Origin of the sequence: Frigoribacterium sp. VKM Ac-2836 (genome assembly GCF_013248995.1) — a bacterium.
Taxonomy (GTDB): Bacteria; Actinomycetota; Actinomycetes; order Actinomycetales; family Microbacteriaceae; genus Frigoribacterium.
Genome location: NZ_JABRPK010000005.1, coordinates 12,900 through 36,384 on the forward strand (window position 1 = coordinate 12,900; position 23,485 = coordinate 36,384).

The following is a 23,485-nucleotide window of genomic DNA, read 5'->3' on the forward strand; positions in this document are numbered from 1 at the left end:
ACATCTCGGGTAGCAAGGAACTAGCCCCGAGCGGCCGGCTGGCCCTGCCCGGTCAGCCGCAAGAAGCCGCTGAGCAGCCCGAGCCCCGCGATCGACGTGGGCAACCCCGTCGCGAGCAGCGGGGAGTGCACCAGGAAGGCCGCCCACTTGGCCCGCGACAACGCGACGTTGAGCCGGTTCGGCATCAACAGGAAGTCGAGGCCGCGCGGAATGTCGGCCGCACTCGACGCGGCCAGCGACACGACGGACACGACCGCCTCTTGCCCCTGGAACAGGTCGACCGTGCCGACGGGTGTCTCGTCGAACCCGGCGGCGTCGAGGTGCTCGCGCAACACGGCACCGTGGGCGTTGTACGGCGCGACGACGATGACGTCGGCCGCGGTCAAGAGCCGGGTGCCGTCGGCGTCCGACCAGTCGAGCCCGACGACGGAGCGCACGATCTCGACCACCGCCCGGGCCTCTTCGACCGACGAGGTCGTGTTGCCGACGTGAGTCACCGGTTCGACGTGCAGGCCGGGTGTGACGCCCTCGAGGCGGCGGTCTGACGCGTGGGCGGTCAGCGCCCCGCCGTAGGACAGCTCGCTGACCGGGGCGCAGAGTGCCGGGTGCATGCGCCAGGTGGTGGCCAGGAAGTAGCCGTACTCGGCCGGCAGCACGTCGTGGCCGTCGGCCAACCAGCCGAGGGCCGATTCGTCTACCGGCTCGGGGTGGCTGCCCTGGCTGACCTGCGGCAGCTGCTGGGGGTCGCCGAGCAGTAGGAGGCGCGTGGCCGCGACCGAGGCCGCCACCGTCGACGCGAGCGAGAACTGGCCGGCTTCGTCGACGACGAGGAGGTCGAGGGAGGCGCGGGCCACCTTGTCGGCGTTCGCGAACCCCCAGGCGGTCGCCCCGAACACCGCCCCCACGGCCTGCCCGCCGCCGTCGGCCCCGGCACCGCCCGCCCCGCCGTCGGCCTCGGCGAGGAACGCGGCCTCACCGCCGGACTTCAGGGCACGCCAGGGCTGCTCGTCGACCTGCTCGGCGGTGGTGCCGGACTTCGGCACCTTGCCGACCCGCTCGGGGTCGACCCCCGCCGAGATCGCCGCCCGCAGCACGTTCTCGACCACCGCGTGCGACTGCCCGACGACACCGACGCGCCAGCCGTGCTCACGCACCAGCCGGGCGATGACCCGCGAACCGACGTAGGTCTTGCCCGTGCCGGGAGGGCCCTGGACGGCGAGGTACGACCGGTCGAGGTCGAGCAGGGTCTCGACGACGGCCGAGACGGTGTCGTGCCCGACCACGGGTGCGGGCCCGCCGCCCGACCGCCGACGCGGTGGCTGCCGACGCAGCAGGTCGAACGCCGGATCGGGCAGCATCTCGGGCAGGGCGTCGAGCACGCGCCCACCCCATTCGGCGATCGCCTCGGGTTGCGGAGTGGCCCGGGGAGGCGCGGCGGGCGTCAGCGCGACCGGGAACGCGTCGTGCCGGTCGTCCTCGCCGGCGACGCGTTCGAGCAGCACGACCTCGTGCCGGTCGCCGTTCGCTCCGGCTTCGACGACGGTCGACCCGACGGCACCGCGGAGCCCCGGGCCGAGCGAGGCGACCCCGGTCGGGACGGGGGCGTCGTAGACGGCGTAGGGCGCGCCTCCTTCGGTGAGGCGGCTGCCGGGGGCAAGTCGCCCGCGCAGCCGCAGCTCGCGGCTGAGCTTGCGGGCCCGGGGCAGCTTCTGCCACTCGCGCTCGACCGAGGCCGTCTCGACCACGAACACGTCGCGGGTGTCGGCCCAGTCGTCGACCGGGTTGCGCAGGCGGTCGAAGTGCTCTTGCCAGAACGTCTTGGCCTCGCGACGGTGGTAGTCGATGGCCGACGCCGCAAGGGCGATCGCGGTCTGGTCGGGCGTGCGGTCGAGCGGGTCGACGTCGGCCACGTGCGCCGCGAGGCCGAGGGCGACCGGGTTCGGCTCGCGTGGCACCCGGGCGAGTTCGAGCGGGTCGGGTGCGGTCGGGCCGTCGGGGTCGTCGCCCCGGGTGCCGTGCCGGTCGGCGAGCTCGAGCAACCAGTCGCGCAGCCGCAGGGTCGACCGACAGTCGTACTCGTTGTAGTCGCGGACCTCGTCGAGCATGCGGTCACCACGCTCGGGGTCGCCCGTGGTGCGTTCGGCGATCGCGTCGACGTACATCGTGATGCTCGCGGTGGCCGTCTTGACGTCGCTCTGCCGGAGGTCGTCGCCCATGTAGAGCGGCTCGAGTTTCTTGAGCGAGTAGCTGTGCGACCCGACGAGCAACGCCTGCCGCACGACCGGGTACAGGTCGACGAGCACACCGTCGCGGAGCAGGTCGTCGACCGCGTCCTCGCCGACGCCGTGGCGGGCCGCCAGCGAGAGCAGGTGGCTGCGCTCGTACGAGGCGTAGTGGTACACGTGCAGGTCGGGGAAGAGCCGACGTCGCTCGGCGAGGTAGTCGAGGAAGTCGACCAGCGCCTGCCGCTCGCCCGCGAAGTCGTGGGCCCAGAAGGCCCGGAACGTGCCGTCGGCCTCGACCAGCCCGAAGAGGTAGTCGAGACCCCAGGCCCGACCGTCGCCCTCGGTGTAGAGCGGGTCGCCCTCGAAGTCGAAGAACACGTCGCCGGCGTCGGGCCGCGGGATCGTCCGCAGGGCGTCGGCGTCGACGACCTCGACCGCGGGCGCCCCGGTGTGGTCGCGCTCGGTGGCGAGCTGCACGCGCGCCTGCCCCCGCAGCCGGGCGAGGGCCGTCGCCCCGATTCCGGCGACGGGCCCGTCCGACCCGGCGAGCTCGTCGATCGTGACGACCCCCGCCCGATGCAGCCGCTGACGTTGCTCGCCGCGGAGGCCGGCCACGAGCACGAGGTCGCGGTGCTCGTCGACCTGCGCCTGGCACGCCGCGCACCGACCGCAGGCCGTGACGGTCGGGTCGCCCCAGGCCAGCGGCGCGGCGGCGGCGACCCGCTCGGCGAGGGCGGCGCGCAGCCGGTCACGCTGCACACGGTAGACCGGCAGGACGTCGGCGACGTCGTGGACGCTCTCGCGGCCGTCGCCGAGCACGAGTCGCACCGTGTCGGCCGACGGCAGCCCGAGGGCCCGGATCTGGTCGGTGTAGGCCGCCACCTGCAACAGGGCCGGGATCTTGGCGTGGCGAGCCAGTTTGGTGTCGTAGACCTCGTACGCACCGGTGTCGGTGCGCACCACGAAGTCGCTGAAACCGATGAACGAGCCGTCGAAGAAGGTCGCCTGGAAGAGCACGTCGACCCCGGAGGCCATGGCGAGCCGTGCCTCCTCGGCGGCGGCCGCGTAGCCCGAGGGTGCCGGTCGCTCGAACTCGACCACCTGGCGGGTCGCCCGCAGCGCCTCGAGGTAGCGCAGTTCGTGGGCGTCGCCGAGTCGGGCCGTACGGTCGAGCATGTCGTCGGAGGCGTCGGGGACGACGTCGACCCGGCCGAGCTTCGCGTCGAGCCGTCGGAGGAACGACCACTCGCACGCGGCCCAGGTCGTCAGGTCGGACGGGCTGGTGACCACCCGGTCGTCGTCGAGGTACACACGGACTCCTTCTGTCGGGACGCGGCCTGGACGCCCGACCCGAGCCTAGGAGGCGCCACCGACACCCCGGGACGCCTCACGCGGCCGAGGTCGCCTGCCCCGCCATGGGGTGCGCAATTCGCGACACCCGACGGCCGACACGCCGCTCATCTCCGGTCGGAAGCCCTCTCGGCGCCGCCCGTGGTCGGATTCGGTACACCCTGCGGCGGCTCGGAGGTCGGGTTTGGCACGCCTCACGAGCCGGGCGAACCGGGCGCCGTGACACGGACACCGGGCGGGTTCGTCGGAGACGGGCCGTTGGGGACGCCCGCCTCCGACGAACCCGCCCGGGAACGCCACGGTCGACGTCAGTCGGCCGCGGGCGTGCCGGGCGCGGTCCGCAGGTGCAGCCGCTCGCCCTGGCGACCGAACAGGCTGAGCACCTCGACCGCGTGCTCGTCGGCGCGGCCGAACCAGTGCGGCGTGCGCGTGTCGAACTCGGCCGCCTCGCCCGCGGGCAGCACGAGGTCGAGGTCGCCGAGCACGAGTCGGACGCGACCGCGCAGCACGTACAACCAGTCGTAGCCCTCGTGCGTGCGGAGCACGGGCGCGGTCCGGGGCGAGTCGGCCGGGATGACCATCTTGAACGCCTGGATCGCGCCCCCGCCGCGCGAGAGCGGCACGATCGTCATGCCGTGCTGCTGCCGCGGCTTGAGGTGGACCCGGGGGTCGCCGGTCTCGGGCGCCCCGACGAGGTCGTCGAGGGGTACCCCGTGCTCGCGCGCGAGCGGCAGCAACTGCTCGAGGGTCGGCCGCCGCTGCCCCGACTCGAGCCGCGAGAGGGTGCTGACCGAGATGCCGGTGCGCTCCCCCAGCTCGGTGAGGGTCACGCCACGCCGCGTGCGCAGGGCCCGGAGGCGCGGACCGACCGATGCGAGGACGTCGTCGGTGCTCGCGGTGTCGGCAGCGGCGGTGTTCGTGGAGTGGCTCATGCCCGACACTTTGCCATATCGGCAAGAGAGATTGCCAGACCGATGCTCCGAGTCGCAGGATCGAGTCAGGAGGTCACACCATGACGAATCAGAACACCCGCCCGACCGACGAGGTCCACGACGTCGTCGTGATCGGCGGTGGCGCCGCCGGGCTCAGCGGCGCCCTGTCGCTCGCCCGCGCCCGCCGCGACGTGCTCGTCGTCGACGACGACCGGCCCCGAAACGCCCCCGCCGAGGGCGTCCACGCGTTCCTCACCCGCGACGGGGTCGCGCCCCGCGAGCTGACCCGCCTCGGCCGAGCCGAGGTCGAAGCCCACGGAGGCGCGATCACCTCGGGCACCGTGACCGGCGTCCACCGCGACGACGACCCCGACGCGCCCTTCGTCGTCACGGTCACCACCCCGGGCACCGACGACCGCGAGGTGCGGGCCCGGCGCCTCCTCGTGACCTCGGGACTCGTCGACGAACTGCCCGCCGTCGACGGGCTCGCCGAGCGCTGGGGCCGAGACGTCGTCCACTGCCCCTACTGCCACGGCTGGGAGGTCCGGGACCGCGTGATCGGCGTGCTCGCCACCAGTCCCTTCGCGATGCACCAGGCCCTGCTCTTCGGGCAATGGAGCCGCGACATCGTGCTCTTCACGAACGACTCGTTCACCCTCGACGACGAGCAGGCAGAGCAGCTGCGCGCCCGGGGCGTCACGGTGGTCGACGGCCCGGTCGCGCGCGTGCGGGCCGAGGACGACGCTCTGACCGGTGTGACGCTCGTCGACGGTCGTACGGTCGAGGTCGGCGCGCTGGCCGTGGTGGCCCGGGTGCGTTCCCGGGCGGGCTTCGTGGCCGACCTCGGACTCGAGGCGACCGAGCACCCCGCCGGCGTCGGCACGCACCTCGCGACCGTCGAGCCGTTCACCGGCCGGTCGGCCGTTCCGGGGGTCTGGCTCGCGGGCAACGTCACCGAGCCGATGGCGCAGGTCGTTGCGGCGGCCGCCGCGGGCACGATGGCCGGCGCAGCGATCAACATGGACCTGATCACGGCAGAGGTGGCGGCGTCCGTCGCAGCCCTCCGCGCCGGAGAGAGGATCGACGCATGAGCGAGTCGGAGCAGCGGCACCAGCACGACGGGCACCGCCACCCCGTCTACGACCGCGACTACTGGGAGGACCGCTACGGGCAGCCCGGCCGCGCCTGGAGCGGCCGCCCCAACGCCGCCCTCGTCGCCGAGGCCGCTCCCCTGGCCCCCGGTCGTGCGCTCGACGTCGGCAGCGGAGAGGGCGGCGACGCCCTCTGGCTCGTCTCGCGGGGCTGGCAGGTCACGGGCGTGGACATCTCGCAGAACGCCCTCGACAAGGCGGCCGCCCTGGCCCGCGAGCGGGAGGACGTCGACCCCGCGCTCGTCACCTGGCAGCAGGCGGATCTGACGAGGTGGAGCCCGACCCGCGCCTCCTTCGATCTGGTCACGGCGCACTTCATGCACCTACCGCTCGCCGACCGCGAGCGGCTGTTCCCCGCACTGGCCGACGGTGTGGCACCCGGCGGCACCCTGCTCGTCGTCGGGCACGACGCCGACGCCCTGCCACTCGGAGCGGGGAAGCACGGCGACCCCGGCATGCTCTTCACCGTCGACGAAATGGTCGGCAGGCTCTCGCCCGACGCCTGGCAGGTCGAGGTGGCCGAGGTGCGGCCACGCGACATGACGGGCCCCGACGGTGAGGTCCGGCACGTGGCCGACGTGATCGTCCGCGCCACCCGCCGCGCCGGCTGAGCACGTCGGCAGGCCGGCCCGGTGGCCCGCAGAACGGGCGGGTCCGGCCGGACCGGGCGTCCTGAGACGCCCGTCCGACACGGACCCGCCCGTCCTCGGCGGTGGCAGCCGGCTACAGCGCGCTGAACTTCAGTCGCAGCTGGTGCGCCCCGGGGCGCAGCACATGGCGCGATGCCACGTCCGGCCCGCACGCCCGCGACCCCACGCCGTGCTGGGCGGCGTCCAGGTAGAGATGGGTGCGGTCGCTCGCAGGCAGCTCGTGCGGGTGCTCGGCTACGCCGATCTGCTGGGCCGTGTGGCGGCTCAGCGTGAAGCCGGGGCGTTCGCCCGTGGCGCTGGGCACGGCCTCGACCCGAAGCCAGGGCCGCCCCGACGACCCGAGGTCGAGCGTGCGCAGGTCGCTGCGGTGCCCGGTCTCCTGCGGACGGGCGTACCCGGCCGACAGCTCGTCGACGCCGGACTCGTAGCGCCCCACGAACGCCGAGTGGCGACTGTCCGGGTACGACTCGCGCGGGCCGGTGCCGAACCACGAGGCGTGGTCGACCTCACCCGGCAGGTCGAAGCGCACGCCGACGCGGGGCCACACCATGTCCCACCAGCCGGTCGGCACGATGTCGACGGACAGCCACAGGTCGTCGCCGACGAGCCGCCACTGCTCGTCGGTCGTCACGGCGTTTCGCGTGTCTGCGGCGGCGTAGCGGGTCCTCACCCGGACCGAGCCCGGCGCGACGCTCACCGACTCGACACGCGCGGTCAGCCGGTCGAGCCCGGCGAGCAGCCAGGTGTCCTGCGAGCTGGGCAGCACGCCGACCTCGTACAGGTCGACGCGGTGCCGGTTGCGCATCACGTCGCGGTCGCGGTCCTTCGGCGTCAGCCACTCGCCACGGTCGTTGTCGGTCGGTGCGCGCCACAGCTCGAGGCGAGCACCGTCGACCGGACGTCCGGCCAGCGACACCAGTCGCCCGTCGTCGAACACGGCCGGTCCGAGCTCGACGCGCCCCGAGGAGGCGCGGGCCGAGCGGTCGCGCCCGTCGCCGACGACCGCGGGGCGGGGCGTCGCGACCTGCACCGGTGCCGGCGTCAGGTCGAGCTGCTGGGTCGAGATCACGTGACCGGCGTCCGCCCACACGGTGGCGTCGGCGAGCTCGGCCGTGACCGTGAACCAGGTCTCACCGGTGCGCGACACGGGCACTTCGGGCAGCGAGACGAAGACCGTCTCGTGGGCGGACAGCGCACCGCCGTCGAAGCCGACGACGTCGAGGGTGCCCGAGCGCGCCTCCTCGCCGTCGTGCGACGCGACCCACCGGAAGACGAGGTCGGAGGCATCGGCCGAGTGGCGCAGGTTCGACACCACCAGCACGGGTGGACCGTCGACGGTGGGTGTCTCGAAGCGCAGGCGGATCGGGGCGACGACCTGTGCCCACTCGTACAGGCCGGGCGACGGGGTGTCGTCGCTCAGCACCATGCCGTCCATGACGAAGTTGCCGTCGTGGACGACCTCGCCGAAGTCGCCGCCGTAGCCGAAGTACTCGACGCCGTCGGCGGTGTGGGTGCGCAGCCCGTGGTCGCGCCACTCCCAGACGAAGCCGCCGTGCAGGCGCGGATAGGCGTCCACCAGGTCTTCGTAGTCGTCGATCGCCCCGGGGCCGTTGCCCATCGCGTGGACGTACTCGCAGAGCAGGAACGGCTTCGAGCGCTGACGCGCGGCCTCGGCCGGGGTGCAGCCCAACAGCGTGAAGGACTCGTCGCCCGAGCCGATGGCTCGTGTCTCGTCGATCCACGAGTACATGCGCGAGTAGACGTCGGTGTAGGCCCCCGTGTAGTCACCCTCGTAGTGCACGGGACGGCCGCCGTCGCGGGCGTGCGTCCAGGCCGACATCGCGGCGAGGTTGTGGCCCGTGCCGGACTCGTTGCCGAGCGACCACAGGACGATGCTCGGGTGGTTCTTGTCGCGCTCGACCGTGCGGACCATGCGGTCCACGTAGGCGTCGTGCCAGGCCGGGTCGTCGCTGGGGTTGCCGATCCACTCCTGGCGTTCGAACGCGTGGGTCTCGAGGTCGCACTCGAGGACGACCCAGAAGCCCAGCTCGTCGGCGAGGTCGAGGAGGCGCGGGTGCGGCGGATAATGCGAGGTGCGGATCGCGTTCACGTTGAACCGCTTCATCTGCGCGAGGTCACGACGCGACCATTCCTCGTCGAAGACGCGGCCCCGGTCGGGGTGGGTCTCGTGGCGGTTGACGCCGTGGAAGACCACGCGACGGCCGTTGACCTCGAACTGATCGCCCACCACGCGGACCGTGCGGAAGCCGAGGCGCAGCGAGATCGTCTCGGCACCGCCCGCGCTCGAGACGGTCGCGTCGTAGAGACGCGGCGTCTCGGCCGACCACGGCTCGACCGCGTCCAACTCGACCGGCGCGACGTCGGCCGGGGTGGCCCACGTGACCTCGACGCCCAGCTCGGGCACCGAGAGGGTGACCGGGTACGCGGCGTCGGCGGCGGTGATCTCGGGGACGATGGCCGCGCCTCCTCGGCTCTGACCGGCCGTGCCGTGGAACGGCGTCTGCAGCCAGACGTCGTCGAGCCCTCCGACGGGGCGGGCCTGCAGCGTGACGCTGCGGAAGATGCCGGGCAGCCACCACTGGTCCTGGTCCTCGACGTAGCTCGAGGCCGACCACTGGTGCACGCGCACCGCCACGACGTTCTCGCCGGGGCGGACGGCGTCGGTGACGTCGAACTCCTGGGCGAGTCGGCTGCCGACGCCCATGCCGATCTGGACGCCGTTCAGCCACAGGACGTAGCGCGACTCGACGCCGTCGAAGCGCAACAGGACGCGCTCGGCGCCCTCGAAGGACGACGGCAGCTCGAAGGTGCGGCGGTGGTCGCCGGTCGGGTTGGCATCGGGCACGAAGGGCGGCTCGGTCGGGAACGGGAACTGCACATTGGTGTAGATCGGAGCGCCGCGCGAGCCGTCTCCGCCGAGCACCCAGTGCGACGGCACCTCGATCTCGCCCCAGGACGAGTCGTCGAGGTCGAGGGCGCCGACGCCGTCGACGGGCTCGCCCTCGGGCAGGACGCCGCGTCCGCCGAGTGTGCCCGGCGCACCGGGAAGCAGGCGGAACGACCAGGTGCCGTCGAGCGAGAGGGTCGGGGCGTCGGTGTGCAGCCAGGAGCGCGCGGGGGTGCGCGCACCCTGGCCGGGACCGGTGTCGGTGAGGTAGTCGACGGTGACGACGGAGGGGGTGGAGCCGGTCTCGGGGCTGGGGGTCACTTGACGCTTCCTTCGGTGAGGCCGCCGCGCCAGAAGCGCTGGAGGACGACCATGGCGATGACCAGCGGGATGATCGACAGCAGCACGCCGCCGGTCGTCAGCTGGTAGAACTCGGGCAGGCGGTCGGTCTGGCTGAGCCAGTTGTTGAGACCGAGCGTGACGGGGAACTTGTCGACGTCGCTCAGCATGACCAGGGGCAGGAAGTAGTTGTTCCAGATGCCCACGAGCTGGAACAGGAACACGGTGACGAGCGCCGGCGTGAGGATGCGCAGGCCCAGCGTGTGGAAGATGCGCAGCTCGCTGGCCCCGTCGAGGCGGGCGGCCTCCATGAGCGAGGTGTCGACTGTGGCCTGCGCGTAGATGCGGCAGAGGAACAGGCCGAACGGCGACACGAGCGACGGCAGCAGCACGCTCCAGTAGGTGTTGGCGATGCCCATCTGGCTGAACAGCAGGAAGAGGGGAAGCGCCGTGGCGGTGCCGGGCACGAGCACCCCACCGAGGATCGTGCCGAAGACGACGTTGCGCCCGCGGAACTCGTACTTGGCGAGGGCGTAGCCGCCGGCCGCGGCGAAGTACGTCGCGATGAGGGCACCGACACCGGCGTACAGCACCGAGTTGAGCACCCAGCGCACGAAGATGCCGTCGCCGTAGGTCAGCACCTGGCCGAGGTTGTCCCAGAGCGAGAACGTCGGCGCGAACCAGAAGCCGAAGGTGCCGAACAGGTCGGGCGTGGTCTTGGTCGCCGCGACGACGACCCAGTAGACGGGCACCAGGAAGTACAGCGCCACGACGACCAGCACGGCCGTGACGATGATCGTGGACGCCTTCGAGCGTCCGGCCGTGCGGTCCGGCCCGGCGCTGCGGGCGCGGCGGCGGGCGGGCCTCTCGGCACCGCGGCCGCGGCCCTGCGACGTCACGATGGACTCGGTCTCGGTGGCGTGCTCGGCCCCCTTCGTCGAGATGCTCATTTCTGCTTCCTGTTCGTGATGCTGAGGAACGTGACCGACAGCGCGAACGCGACGAGGGCGATCAGGACCGACTGGGCTGCGGCGACGTTGTAGTCGTTGTAGGCGAAGGCCGTCGTGTACGCGCTGAGGTTCGGCGTGTACTGGCTGTCGATGGCCGGCGAGACACGCTGCAGCACCTGCGCCTCGGCGAACAGCTGCAACGTGCCGATGATCGAGAAGACGGCGGTGAGCAGCAGGGCCGGGCGGATCAGCGGCAGCTGGATGCTGAACGCCACCCGCAGGGACGACGCACCGTCGACCTTGGCCGCCTCGTACAACTCGACCGGGATCGACTTGAGCTGCGCGATGATGATCAGCATGTTGTAGCCGGTGTAGCTCCAGGTCACGATGTTCGCGATCGACCACAGCACGGTGTTCGGCCCGAGGAAGTCGGGCGTGACCCCGAAGACCTCGCCGATGTCGATGATGGGGCTGAGGCCGGGCACGTAGAGGAACGACCAGAGGATCGTCGCGATGACGCCGGGCACGCCGTAGGGCAGGAAGTACGCGGCACGGAACACGCCCGGCCACTTCGCCGACGCCGACTCGAGCAGCAGCGCGAGCACCGTGCAGAGGATCAGCATGACGGGCACCTGCACGATGCCGAAGAGGAACATGCGGCCGATCGAGGCGACGAAGTTGGGGTCGCCGAGCACCTGCGCGTAGTTGTCGAAGCCGGCGAACCCGCTGGTGACACCACCCTCACCGAACAGGCCGCTGCGGGTGACCTTGGTGAAGCTCGAGAACACGGCGATGACGATCGGGATCACGAAGGTCAGGGCGAAGAGCGCCAGGAACGGCGCGAGCAGCACCCACGGCGCCCGCTTGACGGCGCCCTTCGAGCTGCTGCGTCGAGGCCCCGAGGAGGCGCGGGTGGAGTCGGTCGCGGCCTCGGGCCTGGTGTCGGTCGCGGCGCTCATGCGCTCGCCTTGCGGATGGTGAGGCCCTTGTTCTGGAAGACGGCCATGATGTCCTTCTCGGCCTGGACCACGGCGTCGACGAGCGTGCCGCCCGACGCCTTGCCACGGAAGCCGTCGCTCAAGATGTTGAAGGACTGCTGGGTGATCGGCCACCAACTCCAGTCCTGGTTCTGCGAGGACTCCTTCGTGGCGGGCACGAAGACCTCCTGGTTGTAGTTCTGACCGCTGAAGAACGGGCTGGGCTGCTCACGCAGCGTGCCGACGACGTCACGCGCCGGCGACCAGCCGATGCCGCAGTACTCGATCAGGGCGTTGATGCCCTCGGGCGTCGTGGTCATCCAGACGGCGAAGTCGAGGGCCTCCTGCGGGTGCTTGCTGTTCGCGAGGATGGCCGCGGTCGAACCACCGAGGAAGCTCGAGGCGTAGCCCGTCTGCCAGGTCGGCAGCGGGGCGCACTTCCACTTGCCCTCGGCGCCGCTGACGCCCTCGATCAACGCGTCGCCCCACGAGCCCGTCGCGACCGACGCGATGGTGCCCGCGCTCGCGGCCGAGAACCAGGCCGGAGTGTAGGCGCCGTACGCGGTCGTCACGATGCCGTCGTCGATCGCCTTGTCGAAGAAGCGGGCGACGGTCAGGGTCGCCTCGTCGGTCATGTCGATGACCCAGCCGTCGTCCTCGGCACGCAGCCACGAGGCACCGGCCTGGGTGGCGTAGGCGGCGAAGGGCGAGGCGTCGGCGAGCGGGAACGAGTCCATCAGCACCCCGGCACCCTTCAGCTCGGCCCCCACGGCGGCCCACTCGTCCCAGGTGGCGGGGACGGCGGCTCCGACGGTGTCGAAGACGGCGGGCTGGTAGAACATGCCCATCGGGCCGCTGTCCTGCGGGATCGCGTAGACCCCGTCCGTGTAGCTGACCTGGTTCCACAGGGTGGGGTCGTAGAGGTCGGCGTACTGGTCGGCGCCGTAGCGTTTCAGGTCGACGACGCCGTTGGCCAGCAGGAACTCGGGCAGCGAGCGCAGCTCCACCTGGGCGATGTCGGGCCCGGCCCCCGCGGCGAGCGCCGAGTACAGCTTCTGGTACCCGCCCGCGTTGCCGCCGGGGATGAACACGGTCTCGACCTGCACCCGTGACTGGCTCTTGTTGTAGAGCGCGGTGACCTGGTCGAGGCCTTTGAGCCAGGCCCAGTACTGCAGCCTGACGGGGCCGTCGGCCGGCGGGATGGTCGGCAGGGTGTTGACCGAGGCCGTCCCGGGTGTGGCGCAGCCGGCGAGCATCGCGGTGGCTCCGGCGGTCACCCCCAGGCCGAGCAACTGCCGTCGGGAAATCGGGCTCATCTTCATCTCACTTCGTCGTGGGGCCGTGGCGTCAGCGACGCTAACACAAATTCGAGTGGTCGTTCGAATTTCACTGTCGGGGTGCTCGGGAGGTCGTAGAGTGGCCGATCATGACGACGACCGGCTCGACGACGAGCGATCACGACCGCGGGCCTGCCGGCTCCCCCGAGGGCGGTCGTCCGGCGCGTCGCGGGCCGTACGCGAAGTCGGCCGAGCGGCGGGTGTCGATCGTCGACGCGGCGTTCGAGGTGTTCTCGACGAAGGGCTACGTCGGCGGGTCGCTCCGCGACGTGGCCGACGTGGTCGGCATGAGCCAGACCAGCCTGTTGCACTACTTCCCGTCGAAGAGCGCACTGCTGCTCGCGGTCCTCGAACGGCGTGACGTGGTCTCGGATCGTTCCGCCGCGCCTCCGGACTCCGGGGGTCTCGTCGAGAGGGTCCTCGGGCAGGCACGGCACAACGAGACGGTGCCCGGGCTCATCGCGCTCTACGCCGTCCTGGCCGGCGAGGCGGTCACCACCGACAACCCCGGCAGCGAGTACGTCCGCGAGCGCTTCGAGAGCCTGCGCGTCGAGTACGGCGATGCCCTGCGAGCCCTGGAGGCGCGAGGTCGGTTGCGCCCCGGGGTCGATCCCGATCGCGCGGCGTCGGGGCTCGTGGCCCTGTGGGACGGCATCCAGCTGCAGTGGCTGCTCGACCCCGGGCGCATCGACGTGGTGCACCAGCTGCGTGACTATCTCGAGCTGGTGATCCTGCCCGACGACGGTGACGACCGGGCGTGAGCGGCGTCCTGCCCCTCGGGAGGGGCGTGCCCGTCCGCTCGGCCGTGCCGATTCGGTGGTACGAGCCGTGGCCGGGGTCGGTGGCGTCCCCTGGTCCGACGCTGCTCTGGCTGCACGGGGGCGGGTTCTTCCGCGGAGGGCTCGACCAGCCGGAGGCGCACGACGTGGCGCGGTCACTCGCCGCACGCGGGGTGAGGGTCGCCACGGTGGACTACCGCCTCGCGCCTCCCCCGGGGCCGGGTCTCGCCGCCGACCGGCTGATGCCCTCCCGGGGGCGGTACCCGATGGCGCTCGACGACGTGGTCGCGGCGTACGGCGACGTGTCCGACCGGTCGCCCGCGGGCGTCGTCGTGGGAGGCGCGAGCGCGGGTGCCTGCCTCGCCGCGGCGGCCACCCTCCGCACCATCGACGACGGTCGCCCTCCGGTCGGCGCCGTCTTCGCCTATGGCTTCTTCCACGCCACCCACCCCCGGGTTGCCGAGAGGGACCACCGGTCGCGGGGCCACCGCGGTCTCAGCCACGCGAGGTGGGCCCTCGACGTGATGAACCGCAACTACGCCGGCTCCAGGAGCGTGCTGGCCGATCGTCTCGCCTTCCCCGGCGGGCACGACCTGTCGGGCTTCCCCCGGACTCTCGTGGTGAACGCCGAGCGCGACAACATGCGAGCCTCGGGCGACCTGTTCGCGAAGGAACTCGCCGACGCGGGGGCGGGCGTGCGGCACCACGTCGTCCCGGGCGCGCGTCACGCCTTCTTGAACCGGCCCCGGCTCGCGGACTACGCCCACACCGTCTCGCTCGCCGCGGAGTGGATCCGGGGCGGCTAGGCTGCCCTGCCCCGTCGACGGGTGCCCAGCGGGACCGGATTGACTGGTCGCCGTGAACACGCTCATCGTCACCGCCCATCCCGATCACGCGTCACTGACCTCCGGTGTCGCCCGACGCCTCGCAGAGGCCCTGCCCCCGGACACGGTCGAGGTGGCCGATCTGGCGGCGGAAGGGTTCGACCCACGTTTCGGCATGGTGGACCGTGCGGCCTACCGTGGTCACGGGGAGACTCCCGCCGACGTCGTGCGCGAACAGGAGCGGATCGACCGGGCGGACCACCTCGTCCTGGCGTTCCCGGTCTACTGGTGGTCGATGCCGGCCCTGATGAAGGGCTGGATCGACCGGGTCTTCGTCAACGGGTGGGCGTTCGAGGTCGCCCCCGAGGGTGGTACGCGCCGCCAGCTCGGCAGGTTGACCGTGCACCTCATCGCCGTGGCCGGCGACTCGGCCGGAACGTACGCGCGGCACGGCTACGAGACGGCGATGCGGACGCAGATCGAGCACGGGATCGTGGACTACGTCGGCGCCCGACGAGGCGCGACCGTCGTCGTGCACGAGTCCGAGCGAGACGACGCCGACGCCCGGGACGCCCTCGTCGAGGAGGCCGTCGACACGGTCACCCGCGCCGTCGTCGGGGAGGCGTCCCGCGCCTCCTGATCGTCGGCGGCCGTCAGAACACGGCGACCGTCATGCCGGGGGTGACCGCCGGCCGGTCCATGCCGGCCAGGGCCCCGGGCAGGTCGTCGAACGTGATCGTCCGGCCGATGGACTCCTGCGGTCGCAGCCGGCCCGCGACGACGTCGTCGATCATCGCGGCGTACTCGCCGACCGAGATGCCGTGGCTGCCCAGCAGGTCGAGCTCGTCGGCGATCACGCGGCCCATCGGGATCACCGGGGCGGCCTCGTCGTCGAGCAGCAGGCCCACCTGGACGTGCCGCCCCCTCGGCCGGAGGGACGACACGGACGCCGCCGACGTGACCCTGCTGCCGAACGCGTCGAGAGCCACGTGGGCTCCTCCGCCCGTGACCGCGCGCACGCCGGCGACCGCGCCGTCGCCCATCGCGACGACCTCGGCACCCAACGCCGCAGCCCGTTCGAGAGCGGCGGGTGAGATGTCCGAGGCCACCACGCGCGCGCCGGCGGCGACCGCGACGGCCACGGCGGACAACCCCACGCCACCGCAGCCGAAGACGGCGACCCACTCCCCCGCCCGGACCCGGGCTCGGGCGTGCAGCGCGTGGTACGCCGTGCCGAAACGGCAACCGAGCGCCGCCGCCTCGACGAAACCGACCTCGTCGGGCAGGGCGACGACGTTCACGTCCGCGTGCGGGACGACCACGGACTCGGCGTACGACCCGGGCAGGGTGAAGCCCGGCTGCTGCTGACGGGTGCACACCTGCGTGGCACCGGCACGGCACTGGTCGCAGGTGCCGCACGCGAAGACGAAGGGAGCCGTCACCCGAGCGCCGACGGCGACCCGCGTGACCTCCTCGCCGACCGCCGCCACCACGCCCGCGAACTCGTGACCCGGCACATGGGGAAGACGCACCGAGTCGTCGTGCCCCTTCCAGGCGTGCCAGTCGCTCCGGCACACGCCCGTGGCCGCGACGCGGACCACGACGCCATGCACGGGCGGCACGGGTGACGGGAGGTCGACGATGGTCGGAATCGACCCGAACTGGTCGTACTGGACGGCGAGCATCCCTCGATACTGACACGAGCCGGCGAACCGGATGCTCCTCCGCCGGACGGTGAGCACCGGCAGCGGGTAGGAACGGTGCATGAGCCTCGCATCCACCCTCCTCCGCCTGACCGTCGGCGGTTTCTTCGTCGGCCACGGACTTCAGAAGCTGACCGGCGCCTTCGACGGGCCGGGTCTCGCCGGCACCGAGCAGATGATGGCCGGCACCGGCATGCACCCCGCCGCCCGGAACGCCCGCCTGGTCGCCGTCACCGAGACCGCCGGGGGCGCCGCCCTCGCCCTCGGCGTGGCGACCCCGCTCGCCGCCGCCGGCCTCGTCGGCACGATGGTCACCGCCGTCCGCAAGGTGCACCTCGCCAAGGGCCCCTGGAACACCGAAGGCGGCTACGAGTACAACGCCGTCCTGATCGCGGCGGCAGCGGCGGTGGCCTCCGGCCCCGGCGGTCCCTCGGTCGACCAGCTCTTCGGCAAGAAGTCGTGGGGCGCGGGCGGAACGGTGTTCGCGTTGGTCGCGGGCGTCGTCGCCTCGTTCGTCGCGGTCGAGCTGGGCAAGCGCGCGACACCCCCGGCCGAGCCGGACACGGACCCCTCGGCGGGCTGAGCCCCCCGCTTCCCCGTCTCGTCCCCAGGGCGCGACCACCCGGAGACGGGTGGCCGCGCCCGTCGTGCGTCCGCCGGGTGACGGTGGCCTCTGCGACCATGAACCCATGACACCGACGAGCACCGCGACCGACATCGATGCCGAGGCCCTCGACTTGCTGCGCGCCCTGACCGGTCGCGACGACGCCGTCTTCCACGACGGGCAACTCGAAGCCATCCGGGCCCTCGTCGCCGACCGCCGCCGGGCCCTCGTCGTGCAGCGCACCGGGTGGGGCAAGTCCGCGGTCTACTTCATCGCCACCCTGCTGCTGCGCCGACGCGGCACCGGCCCGACCCTGCTCGTGTCCCCCCTGCTCGCCCTGATGCGCGACCAGGTCGCCGCCGCCGCGCGTGCCGGTGTGCGCGCCGTCGCAGTCAACTCGGCCAACGCCCACGAGTGGTCCGACGTGCAACAGCAGCTGGTCGACGACGAGATCGACGTGCTGCTCGTCTCGCCCGAGCGACTCAACAACCCCCGGTTCCGCGACGAGCAGCTGCCCGTCCTCATCGCCCGCCTCGGCATGCTCGTCGTCGACGAGGCGCACTGCATCTCCGACTGGGGCCACGACTTCCGACCCGACTACCGTCGCCTCGCCGACCTCATCCGCACCCTGCCCTCGGGTGTGCCCGTCCTCGCCACCACCGCCACCGCCAACGCCCGTGTCGTGGCCGACGTGGCCGAGCAACTCGCCGTGGGGCCGGGCGACGAGGTGCTGACGATCCGCGGGTCGCTCGCGCGCGCCTCCCTGCGCCTCGGCGTCCTGCAGCTGCCGACCTCGCGCGACCGGCTCGGCTGGCTGCTCAGCCACCTCGCCGACCTGCCCGGCAGCGGCATCATCTACACGCTCACGATCTCGGCGGCCGACGACACCGCCCGGCTGCTGCGTGACGCCGGGCACGACGTGCGGTCGTACTCCGGCCGCACCGACCCCGAAGAACGCGAACAGCTCGAACAGCGCCTCAAAGACAACGACCTCAAGGCCTTGGTCGCCACGAGCGCCCTCGGCATGGGCTTCGACAAGCCCGACCTCGGCTTCGTGATCCACCTCGGCGCCCCGTCGTCCCCCGTGGCGTACTACCAGCAGATCGGCCGCGCGGGCCGGGCCACCGACAACGCCGACGTGTTGCTGCTGCCCGGCACGGAAGACGCCGAGATCTGGCAGTACTTCGCGACGGCCTCGATGCCGTCCGAGGCACGGGCGTCGGCCGTGCTCGCCGAGTTGGGCGAGACGCCCCTGTCGACACCCGCGCTCGAGGCCCGGGTCGACGTCAAGCGCACCCCGCTCGAGCTCATGCTGAAGGTGCTCGACGTCGACGGTGCCGTCCGCCGGGTGCAGGGCGGCTGGGTCAGCACCGGCCAGCCCTGGGTCTACGACGCCGAACGCTACGACCGCATCGCCGCCGCCCGGGTCGCCGAACAGGACTCCATGCTCGCCTTCGAACGCGGCGAGACCTGTCGCATGCAGATGCTGCAGCTCGACCTCGACGACCCGGCCGCCGAACCCTGCGGACGCTGCGACGTCTGCGCCGGGGCCTGGTACCCGACCGACATCGCCGGTGAGGCGGCCACCTCGGCAGCCAGCACGCTCGACCGGGTCGGTGTCGAGATCGACCCCCGTGCCCAATGGCCAACGGGCGCCGACCGGGCCGGGGTCGCCGTGAAGGGCAAGATCCCCGAAAGTGAACGCGTCGAGCCGGGCCGCGCCCTCGCCCGACTCACCGACCTCGGGTGGGGCAACACGCTGCGTGAGGTCTTCGCGGCGAACGCCCCCGACGACGCCCTGTCGAAGCATCTGCTCGACGGGGTGGTGCGCGTCCTCAGGGAGTGGCCGTGGGGCGAACGTCCCGTGGGCGTCGTGGCGATGCCTTCTTCCTCACGACCCCAACTCGTCGGGTCGCTGGCCGAGGCCATCAGCACCGTCGGACGTCTTCCGCTGCTCGGCACTCTCGGCAGCGCCCGCCCCTCGGCCGGCCGCGGCCAGGGTGGCAACAGCGTCTACCGGTTGGCCGACGTCTGGCAGTCGTTCGAGGTCGGCCCCGAACTCGCCGCGGCCCTCGCCGAGGTGTCCGGGCCGGTGCTTCTCGTCGACGACCTGGTCGACAGCCGGTGGACCCTCACCGTCGCCGGTCGCGAACTTCGGCGTGCCGGGGCTCATGCCGTCCTACCCTTCGCCCTCGCGATGGTCGGCTGAGCCGGCCCTCACCCGGTCCAGGGCGGGCCCCCGCACGACGACGGGCACGCCACCGTTCAGCGCTCGAACCGCACGCCGTCCCCGGTCAGCGTGCTGTGCCGCATCAACCACACGTCACGAGGGTAGTTCTGGTGCATCCGCCAGGGTGACCTCGCCCCCTGCCGTGGCATCAGGTGAACCCCTCGAGAGACGTACCCGCTCGTCAGGTCGATCAGCGGACTCGTCGGCCCCGGCTTCTCCGGCGCCACCGGCACGGCCGATCGGTACCCGTGACGATCGGCGTGACGCAACAGCCGCGTGACGTAGTGCACGACGAGGTCGATCTTCAGCGTCCACGAGGCGTTCGTGTACCCGATCGCGAAGGCCAGGTTCGGCACCCCCGAGAGCATGAACCCCTTGTACGTCAGACGCGTCGCCGGGTCGACCTCGACCCCGTCCACGGACAACCGCATGCCACCGAACAGCAGCAGGTTGAGCCCGGTGGCCGTCACCACGACGTCGGCCGGCAGCTCCTCCGACCGCTGGCCGTCGCGACCCGCGACACGGATGCCGCCGGGCGTGAACGAGTCGACGTCATCGGTCACGATGGACGCCGAACCGGAGCGGAGGGCCCGGAACAGCGCCCCGTCCGGAGTGATGCAGAGACGCTGGTCCCACGGGTCGTAACTCGGCTGGAAGTGCCGGTCGACGTCGAAGTCCTCGGGCAGACGACGCGCGACCTGCGCGCGGAGGAACGCTTTCATCTTCTCGGGTGAGCGCCGACTCGTCTGGAAGCTGAGCAGCGCCAGGGCGATGCTCCGCCACCGGACGAGCCGGTCGTCGATGCTCCGGGGCAGCAGACGCCGCCAGGCGCGGGCCCGCTTGCGGTGCGACGGGAGCGACAGCACGTAGGTGGGTGACCGCTGCAGCATCGTGACCTGCTCGGCGGTCTCGGCAAGGGCGGGCACGAGCGTCACCGCCGTCGCGCCCGACCCGATCACGACGACCCGCTTGCCGGTCACGTCGAGGTCCTCCGGCCAGTGTTGGGGGTGCACGACGCGGCCGGCGGAGGACTCCAGCCCCGGGAACGCGGGCGACCACCCCTCGTCGTAGCGGTAGTACCCGGAACAGACGAACAAGAACGAGCACGTGATCGTGACCCGGCGAGGGGCCGTGGCCGGACCCGCGCCTCCTCCGCTCGACATGTCGCCGGCGGCGGGCGATCCCTCGGGCCCGGCAGCACCGCCGACCTCGATCGTGACGGTCCACCGGGCCTCGGCGCTCGACCAGTCGGCTGCGACCACGCGGTGCCCGAATCGGATCAACCCGGTGATGCCCGTCTCGTCGGCCGTGTCGCGCACGTAGTCCCGGATCGCCGCCCCCGGAGCGATCGCCCGGCGGTCCCGCCAGGGCCGGAACCCGTAGCCCAGGGTGAACATGTCGCTGTCCGAGCGGACGCCCGGGTATCGGAAGAGGTCCCAGGTGCCACCGATCGCGTCGCGTGACTCGACGACCGCCAGACTTCGACCCGGGAAGTCCCGGTGCAGCTGCGCGGCCACGCCGACGCCCGAGAGGCCGGCACCGACGACGAGCAGGTCGACGTGCTCGACGTCACGACGGGTGGCGTGGTCACCGCCGTCGCCGGGAGCCGAGGAGGGGCGGGTCGTGTCGCTCACGGGACGAGCACGATCCGGATCGGGTCGCCTTCTTTGCGTTCGAGCATGCCGACCGCCCGCTCGGCCTCGGCCAGCGGAACGGTCGCGCTGACCGACTTCGAGAACTCGAGCCTGCCGCGGGCCGCGAGGTCGACGAGCGTGGTGACGTCGGCGGGCTCGGAGCCGTAGTGGCCGAGGACCTGCTGCTGCAGGTAGCTGAACTTCGTCCCGTCGGTGATCGTGATCGGTTTGTCCGACAGGCCGACGAGCGTGAGGCGGCCGCGGTAGCCGAGGCAGGCGATCGCCTGCTCGCGCACGGCGGGCACGCCGGCGAAGTCGAACGCCCGGGCTAGTCCCCGCCCGCCGGTCGCCTGGCCGAGCCGGGTGGCGAAGTCGGGGTCGGTGGGGTCGAGCGCGAGGTCGGCCCCGAAGTCGAGGGCGCGGGCCCGAGCACCGGGTAAGGGATCGACGGCGACGATCGGAGCGGCCCCGAGGAGGGCGAGCAGCTGGACGGCGTGCGCGCCGAGACCCCCGACCCCCCAGACGCCGACGGCCGTGCCCGGCCGGGTGTCGGCGGTCGTGGTGAGCGCCGCCCACGGCGTGGACACCGCGTCGGGGATGAAGCAGGCCTGCTCGAACGGCAGCGAGTCGGGGATCGGCACGACCGTGTCGGCGCGGGCCACGGCGTATTCGGCCCAGCCGCCGTCGTAGTCGACACCCCGGGTGAAGACCTGGCCGTCGCGCTCCTCGCCGGCCTGCAGCAGCACGCGGTCGCCGACGGCGAGGCGTGTGACGCCCTCGCCGACCTGATCGATCGTGCCCGCGACCTCGTGGCCGAGGGTGACGGTGTCTCCCGGCAGGTGCAGCGGCGTGAGCGAGCCCTGGATGAGGTGCACGTCGCTCAGGCACACGCCGGCCGCGGCGACGGCGATGCGGACCTGACCCGGCCCGGCGTCGGGGGTGGGCACCTCGGTGACCGAGAAGCGGCGAGTGCTGACGTCGAGGCGTCCGGCGAGCATGGTGGCTCCGTCCTGCGGGGCCCGGTCGGTCGGCTCTGACCGCGGGGCGAGACCGCACATCCGGTGCGACGCTACGCCGCCCCCGACGATGTTGCACGCTGCACCGCCCGGACACGGCGAGACCCCAGGAAGTCACCGGGACACCCGCGTGCGGACGGGTGTCTCGGCGACGTCCTGGGGTCGCGGCGCGGCGCTACCGGAGGCGCGGTTCGTCGTCCGTGCGAGCGTCACCGGCGGGCGCGTCCGCCAGGTGCTCGTCGGCCCGGCGCCCGTCGGTGCCGACCATGGCGTGCAGCGAGCCCGTCGAGATGCGGTCGGGCGAGGTGCCCTCGAGCGAACCCAGCCCACCCGTGCGGCCGTCGAGCAGACGGGCGCCGGAGTCCGAGGAGGCGCCGTGCCCGTCCGCGTTCATGGTCGCCTCGTCGAACGGCGCGCGACCCGAGAGCACGGTCTCGACGCGGTCCTTGTCGATCTGCTTGGTCCAGGTGCCGACGAGGATCGTGGCGACGGCGTTGCCGGTGAAGTTCGTCAGGGCGCGGGCCTCGGACATGAACCGGTCGATGCCGACGATGACGCCGACGCCGTCCACGAGGTCGGGGCGATGGGCCTGCAGGCCACCGGCCAGCGTCGCGATGCCCGCACCGGTGACGCCCGCGGCGCCCTTGGACGCGATCATCATGAACAGCAGCAACGACACCTGCTCGCCGACGCTGAGCGGCGTGCCCATGGCGTTGGCGATGAACAGCGACGCCATCGTCAGGTAGATCGCCGTGCCGTCGAGGTTGAACGAGTATCCGGTGGGCACCGTGATGCCGACCACGGGCTTCGAGACGCCGAGGTGCTCCATCTTGGCGATCAGACGGGGCAGGGCGACCTCGCTCGACGAGGTCGAGACGATCAGCAGGTACTCACGGCCGAGGTACCTCATCACCCGGAAGATGTTGACACCCGTCACGAGCTTGAGGATGGTGCCGAGCACCACGGCGACGAACAGGATGCAGGTGATGTAGAACGCGACCATCAGGGTGCCGAGCGCGACGATGGCGGCCACGCCGGTCTCGCCGACGACCGCGGCGATGGCGCCGAACGCGCCGATCGGGGCGACCCACATGATCATCGCGAGGATGCGGAACACGAGCACTTGCAGGTTGCGGACTCCCTCGAGGATCGTCTTGCCGCGGTCACCCATGCGCTGCAGGGCGAATCCGACGAGCAGGGCCACGAACAGGGTCTGCAGGATCGAGCCGCTGGTCAGCGAGGACACGAGAGTCTCGGGGATGATGCCGAGCAGGAACCCCGCCGTGCCGCCGGCCTCCTCGGCGGCGGCGGGTGCCTCGTAGCCGGTCGAGCCGACCATGAGGCCCTCGCCGGGGTGGATCAGGTTGCCGACGACCAGGCCGATCGCCAGGGCGAAGGTCGACATCGCGATGAAGTAGCCGAGCGCGAGCCCGCCGACCTTGCCGACGGTCGCGGCCTTGGCGATCGATCCGACGCCGAGCACGATCGTGCAGAAGATCACCGGCGCGATCATCATCGAGATCAGCGACACGAAGGCGGTGCCGATCGGTTTCAGCTGCACCGCGACCTCGGGTGCCGTGAGGCCGACGACGATGCCGGCCGCGACGGCGACGATCACCGCGATGTAGAGCCAGTGCGAGCGGTCGATGCGACGCCGGGCGCGGACGCCGTTCGTCATCGTCGTTCCGCCGGGGGTGGGGGTCTGCCGGCCCTTGTGCGTCTTTGCCATGGGGGTCTTCCTCGAGCTCGTGACCGGCGGCGTCGTCGTCGACGGTCGTGCGGGGTTCGTTGCGGCGACTCTGGCCGCTCGCCCGACGGGCGTCGACGTTGTGGTCATACTGGTCGCGCCGGTCGTCGATCGCGCCGGTCGCGCCGG

At 72.2% G+C, this 23,485-nt stretch carries 17 protein-coding genes; 7 read left to right on the top strand and 10 right to left on the bottom strand.

What is annotated here, in order from left to right; translation table 11 throughout:
• Positions 1-20: 20 nt before the first annotated feature.
• Complete coding sequence (locus HRF36_RS13730; protein WP_173210821.1) at positions 21-3,536, bottom strand: TM0106 family RecB-like putative nuclease; 3,516 nt, start codon at positions 3,534-3,536, stop codon at positions 21-23.
• A gap of 347 nt (positions 3,537-3,883) precedes the next feature.
• The gene (locus tag HRF36_RS13735) at positions 3,884-4,507 is read right to left on the bottom strand and encodes a helix-turn-helix transcriptional regulator (RefSeq protein WP_173210823.1); all 624 of its coding nucleotides are present in this window, start codon (positions 4,505-4,507) and stop codon (positions 3,884-3,886) included.
• An 80-nt stretch (positions 4,508-4,587) separates the two neighbouring features.
• Here HRF36_RS13735 and HRF36_RS13740 point away from each other — a divergent pair, with 80 nt between their 5' ends.
• Together HRF36_RS13740 and HRF36_RS13745 are read left to right on the top strand one after the other, a co-directional pair.
• Positions 4,588-5,598 carry an NAD(P)/FAD-dependent oxidoreductase gene (locus HRF36_RS13740; protein WP_173210825.1) on the top strand — a complete coding sequence of 337 codons (1,011 nt, stop codon included), beginning with the start codon at positions 4,588-4,590 and terminating at the stop codon, positions 5,596-5,598.
• Complete coding sequence (locus HRF36_RS13745; RefSeq protein WP_173210827.1) at positions 5,595-6,269, top strand: bifunctional 2-polyprenyl-6-hydroxyphenol methylase/3-demethylubiquinol 3-O-methyltransferase UbiG; 675 nt, start codon at positions 5,595-5,597, stop codon at positions 6,267-6,269. Before HRF36_RS13740 ends, HRF36_RS13745 begins: the two co-directional genes overlap by 4 nt.
• A gap of 112 nt (positions 6,270-6,381) precedes the next feature.
• On the opposite strand, the gene HRF36_RS13750 is transcribed toward HRF36_RS13745, so the two are convergent.
• The 4 genes from HRF36_RS13750 to HRF36_RS13765 are packed head-to-tail and all read right to left on the bottom strand — an operon-like array spanning position 6,382 to position 12,798.
• Positions 6,382-9,537, bottom strand: coding sequence for a glycoside hydrolase family 2 TIM barrel-domain containing protein (locus tag HRF36_RS13750; RefSeq protein ID WP_173210829.1), 3,156 nt, complete (start codon positions 9,535-9,537; stop codon positions 6,382-6,384).
• Positions 9,534-10,505, bottom strand: a complete 972-nt coding sequence (locus tag HRF36_RS13755) for a carbohydrate ABC transporter permease (protein WP_173210831.1) — start codon at positions 10,503-10,505, stop codon at positions 9,534-9,536. Before HRF36_RS13755 ends, HRF36_RS13750 begins: the two co-directional genes overlap by 4 nt.
• Positions 10,502-11,464 carry a carbohydrate ABC transporter permease gene (locus tag HRF36_RS13760; RefSeq protein ID WP_173210833.1) on the bottom strand — a complete coding sequence of 321 codons (963 nt, stop codon included), beginning with the start codon at positions 11,462-11,464 and terminating at the stop codon, positions 10,502-10,504. The genes HRF36_RS13755 and HRF36_RS13760 overlap by 4 nt, the downstream gene beginning before the upstream one ends.
• A complete protein-coding gene (locus tag HRF36_RS13765; protein ID WP_173210835.1) occupies positions 11,461-12,798 on the bottom strand; it encodes an ABC transporter substrate-binding protein in 1,338 nt (445 codons plus the stop codon). The genes HRF36_RS13760 and HRF36_RS13765 overlap by 4 nt, the downstream gene beginning before the upstream one ends.
• Before the next feature lie 110 nt (positions 12,799-12,908).
• On the opposite strand from HRF36_RS13765, the gene HRF36_RS13770 reads away from it, so the two are divergent.
• Genes HRF36_RS13770 through HRF36_RS13780 form a run of 3 tightly spaced genes read left to right on the top strand, consistent with a single transcriptional unit; the run spans position 12,909 to position 15,062 of the window.
• Complete coding sequence (locus HRF36_RS13770) at positions 12,909-13,580, top strand: TetR/AcrR family transcriptional regulator (RefSeq protein ID WP_173210837.1); 672 nt, start codon at positions 12,909-12,911, stop codon at positions 13,578-13,580.
• Positions 13,577-14,404, top strand: a complete 828-nt coding sequence (locus HRF36_RS13775; RefSeq protein WP_173210839.1) for an alpha/beta hydrolase — start codon at positions 13,577-13,579, stop codon at positions 14,402-14,404. Before HRF36_RS13770 ends, HRF36_RS13775 begins: the two co-directional genes overlap by 4 nt.
• 52 nt (positions 14,405-14,456) lie before the next feature.
• Complete coding sequence (locus HRF36_RS13780) at positions 14,457-15,062, top strand: NAD(P)H-dependent oxidoreductase (RefSeq protein WP_173210841.1); 606 nt, start codon at positions 14,457-14,459, stop codon at positions 15,060-15,062.
• A gap of 13 nt (positions 15,063-15,075) precedes the next feature.
• Here the strand turns inward: HRF36_RS13780 and HRF36_RS13785 are convergent, their stop codons facing one another.
• On the bottom strand, positions 15,076-16,107 hold the full coding sequence (locus HRF36_RS13785) for an alcohol dehydrogenase catalytic domain-containing protein (RefSeq protein WP_173210843.1): 1,032 nt from the start codon (positions 16,105-16,107) through the stop codon (positions 15,076-15,078).
• A 79-nt stretch (positions 16,108-16,186) separates the two neighbouring features.
• On the opposite strand from HRF36_RS13785, the gene HRF36_RS13790 reads away from it, so the two are divergent.
• Entirely contained in the window at positions 16,187-16,708 is a 522-nt protein-coding gene (locus HRF36_RS13790) for a DoxX family protein (protein ID WP_173210845.1), read from the top strand.
• Between the two features lie 106 nt (positions 16,709-16,814).
• Entirely contained in the window at positions 16,815-18,938 is a 2,124-nt protein-coding gene (locus HRF36_RS13795; protein ID WP_173210846.1) for an ATP-dependent DNA helicase RecQ, read from the top strand.
• 56 nt (positions 18,939-18,994) lie between these two features.
• Here HRF36_RS13795 and HRF36_RS13800 read toward each other — a convergent pair whose 3' ends face one another.
• The 3 genes from HRF36_RS13800 to HRF36_RS13810 all read right to left on the bottom strand — a co-directional run bounded on the left by HRF36_RS13800 (position 18,995) and on the right by HRF36_RS13810 (position 23,287).
• Positions 18,995-20,593, bottom strand: a complete 1,599-nt coding sequence (locus HRF36_RS13800; protein WP_173210848.1) for an NAD(P)/FAD-dependent oxidoreductase — start codon at positions 20,591-20,593, stop codon at positions 18,995-18,997.
• Positions 20,590-21,591 (bottom strand): zinc-binding dehydrogenase, encoded by a 1,002-nt coding sequence (locus HRF36_RS13805; protein WP_173210850.1) that lies wholly within the window; start codon positions 21,589-21,591, stop codon positions 20,590-20,592. The genes HRF36_RS13800 and HRF36_RS13805 overlap by 4 nt, the downstream gene beginning before the upstream one ends.
• A 193-nt stretch (positions 21,592-21,784) precedes the next feature.
• Complete coding sequence (locus tag HRF36_RS13810) at positions 21,785-23,287, bottom strand: cation:dicarboxylate symporter family transporter (protein WP_173211010.1); 1,503 nt, start codon at positions 23,285-23,287, stop codon at positions 21,785-21,787.
• Positions 23,288-23,485: the final 198 nt, after the last annotated feature.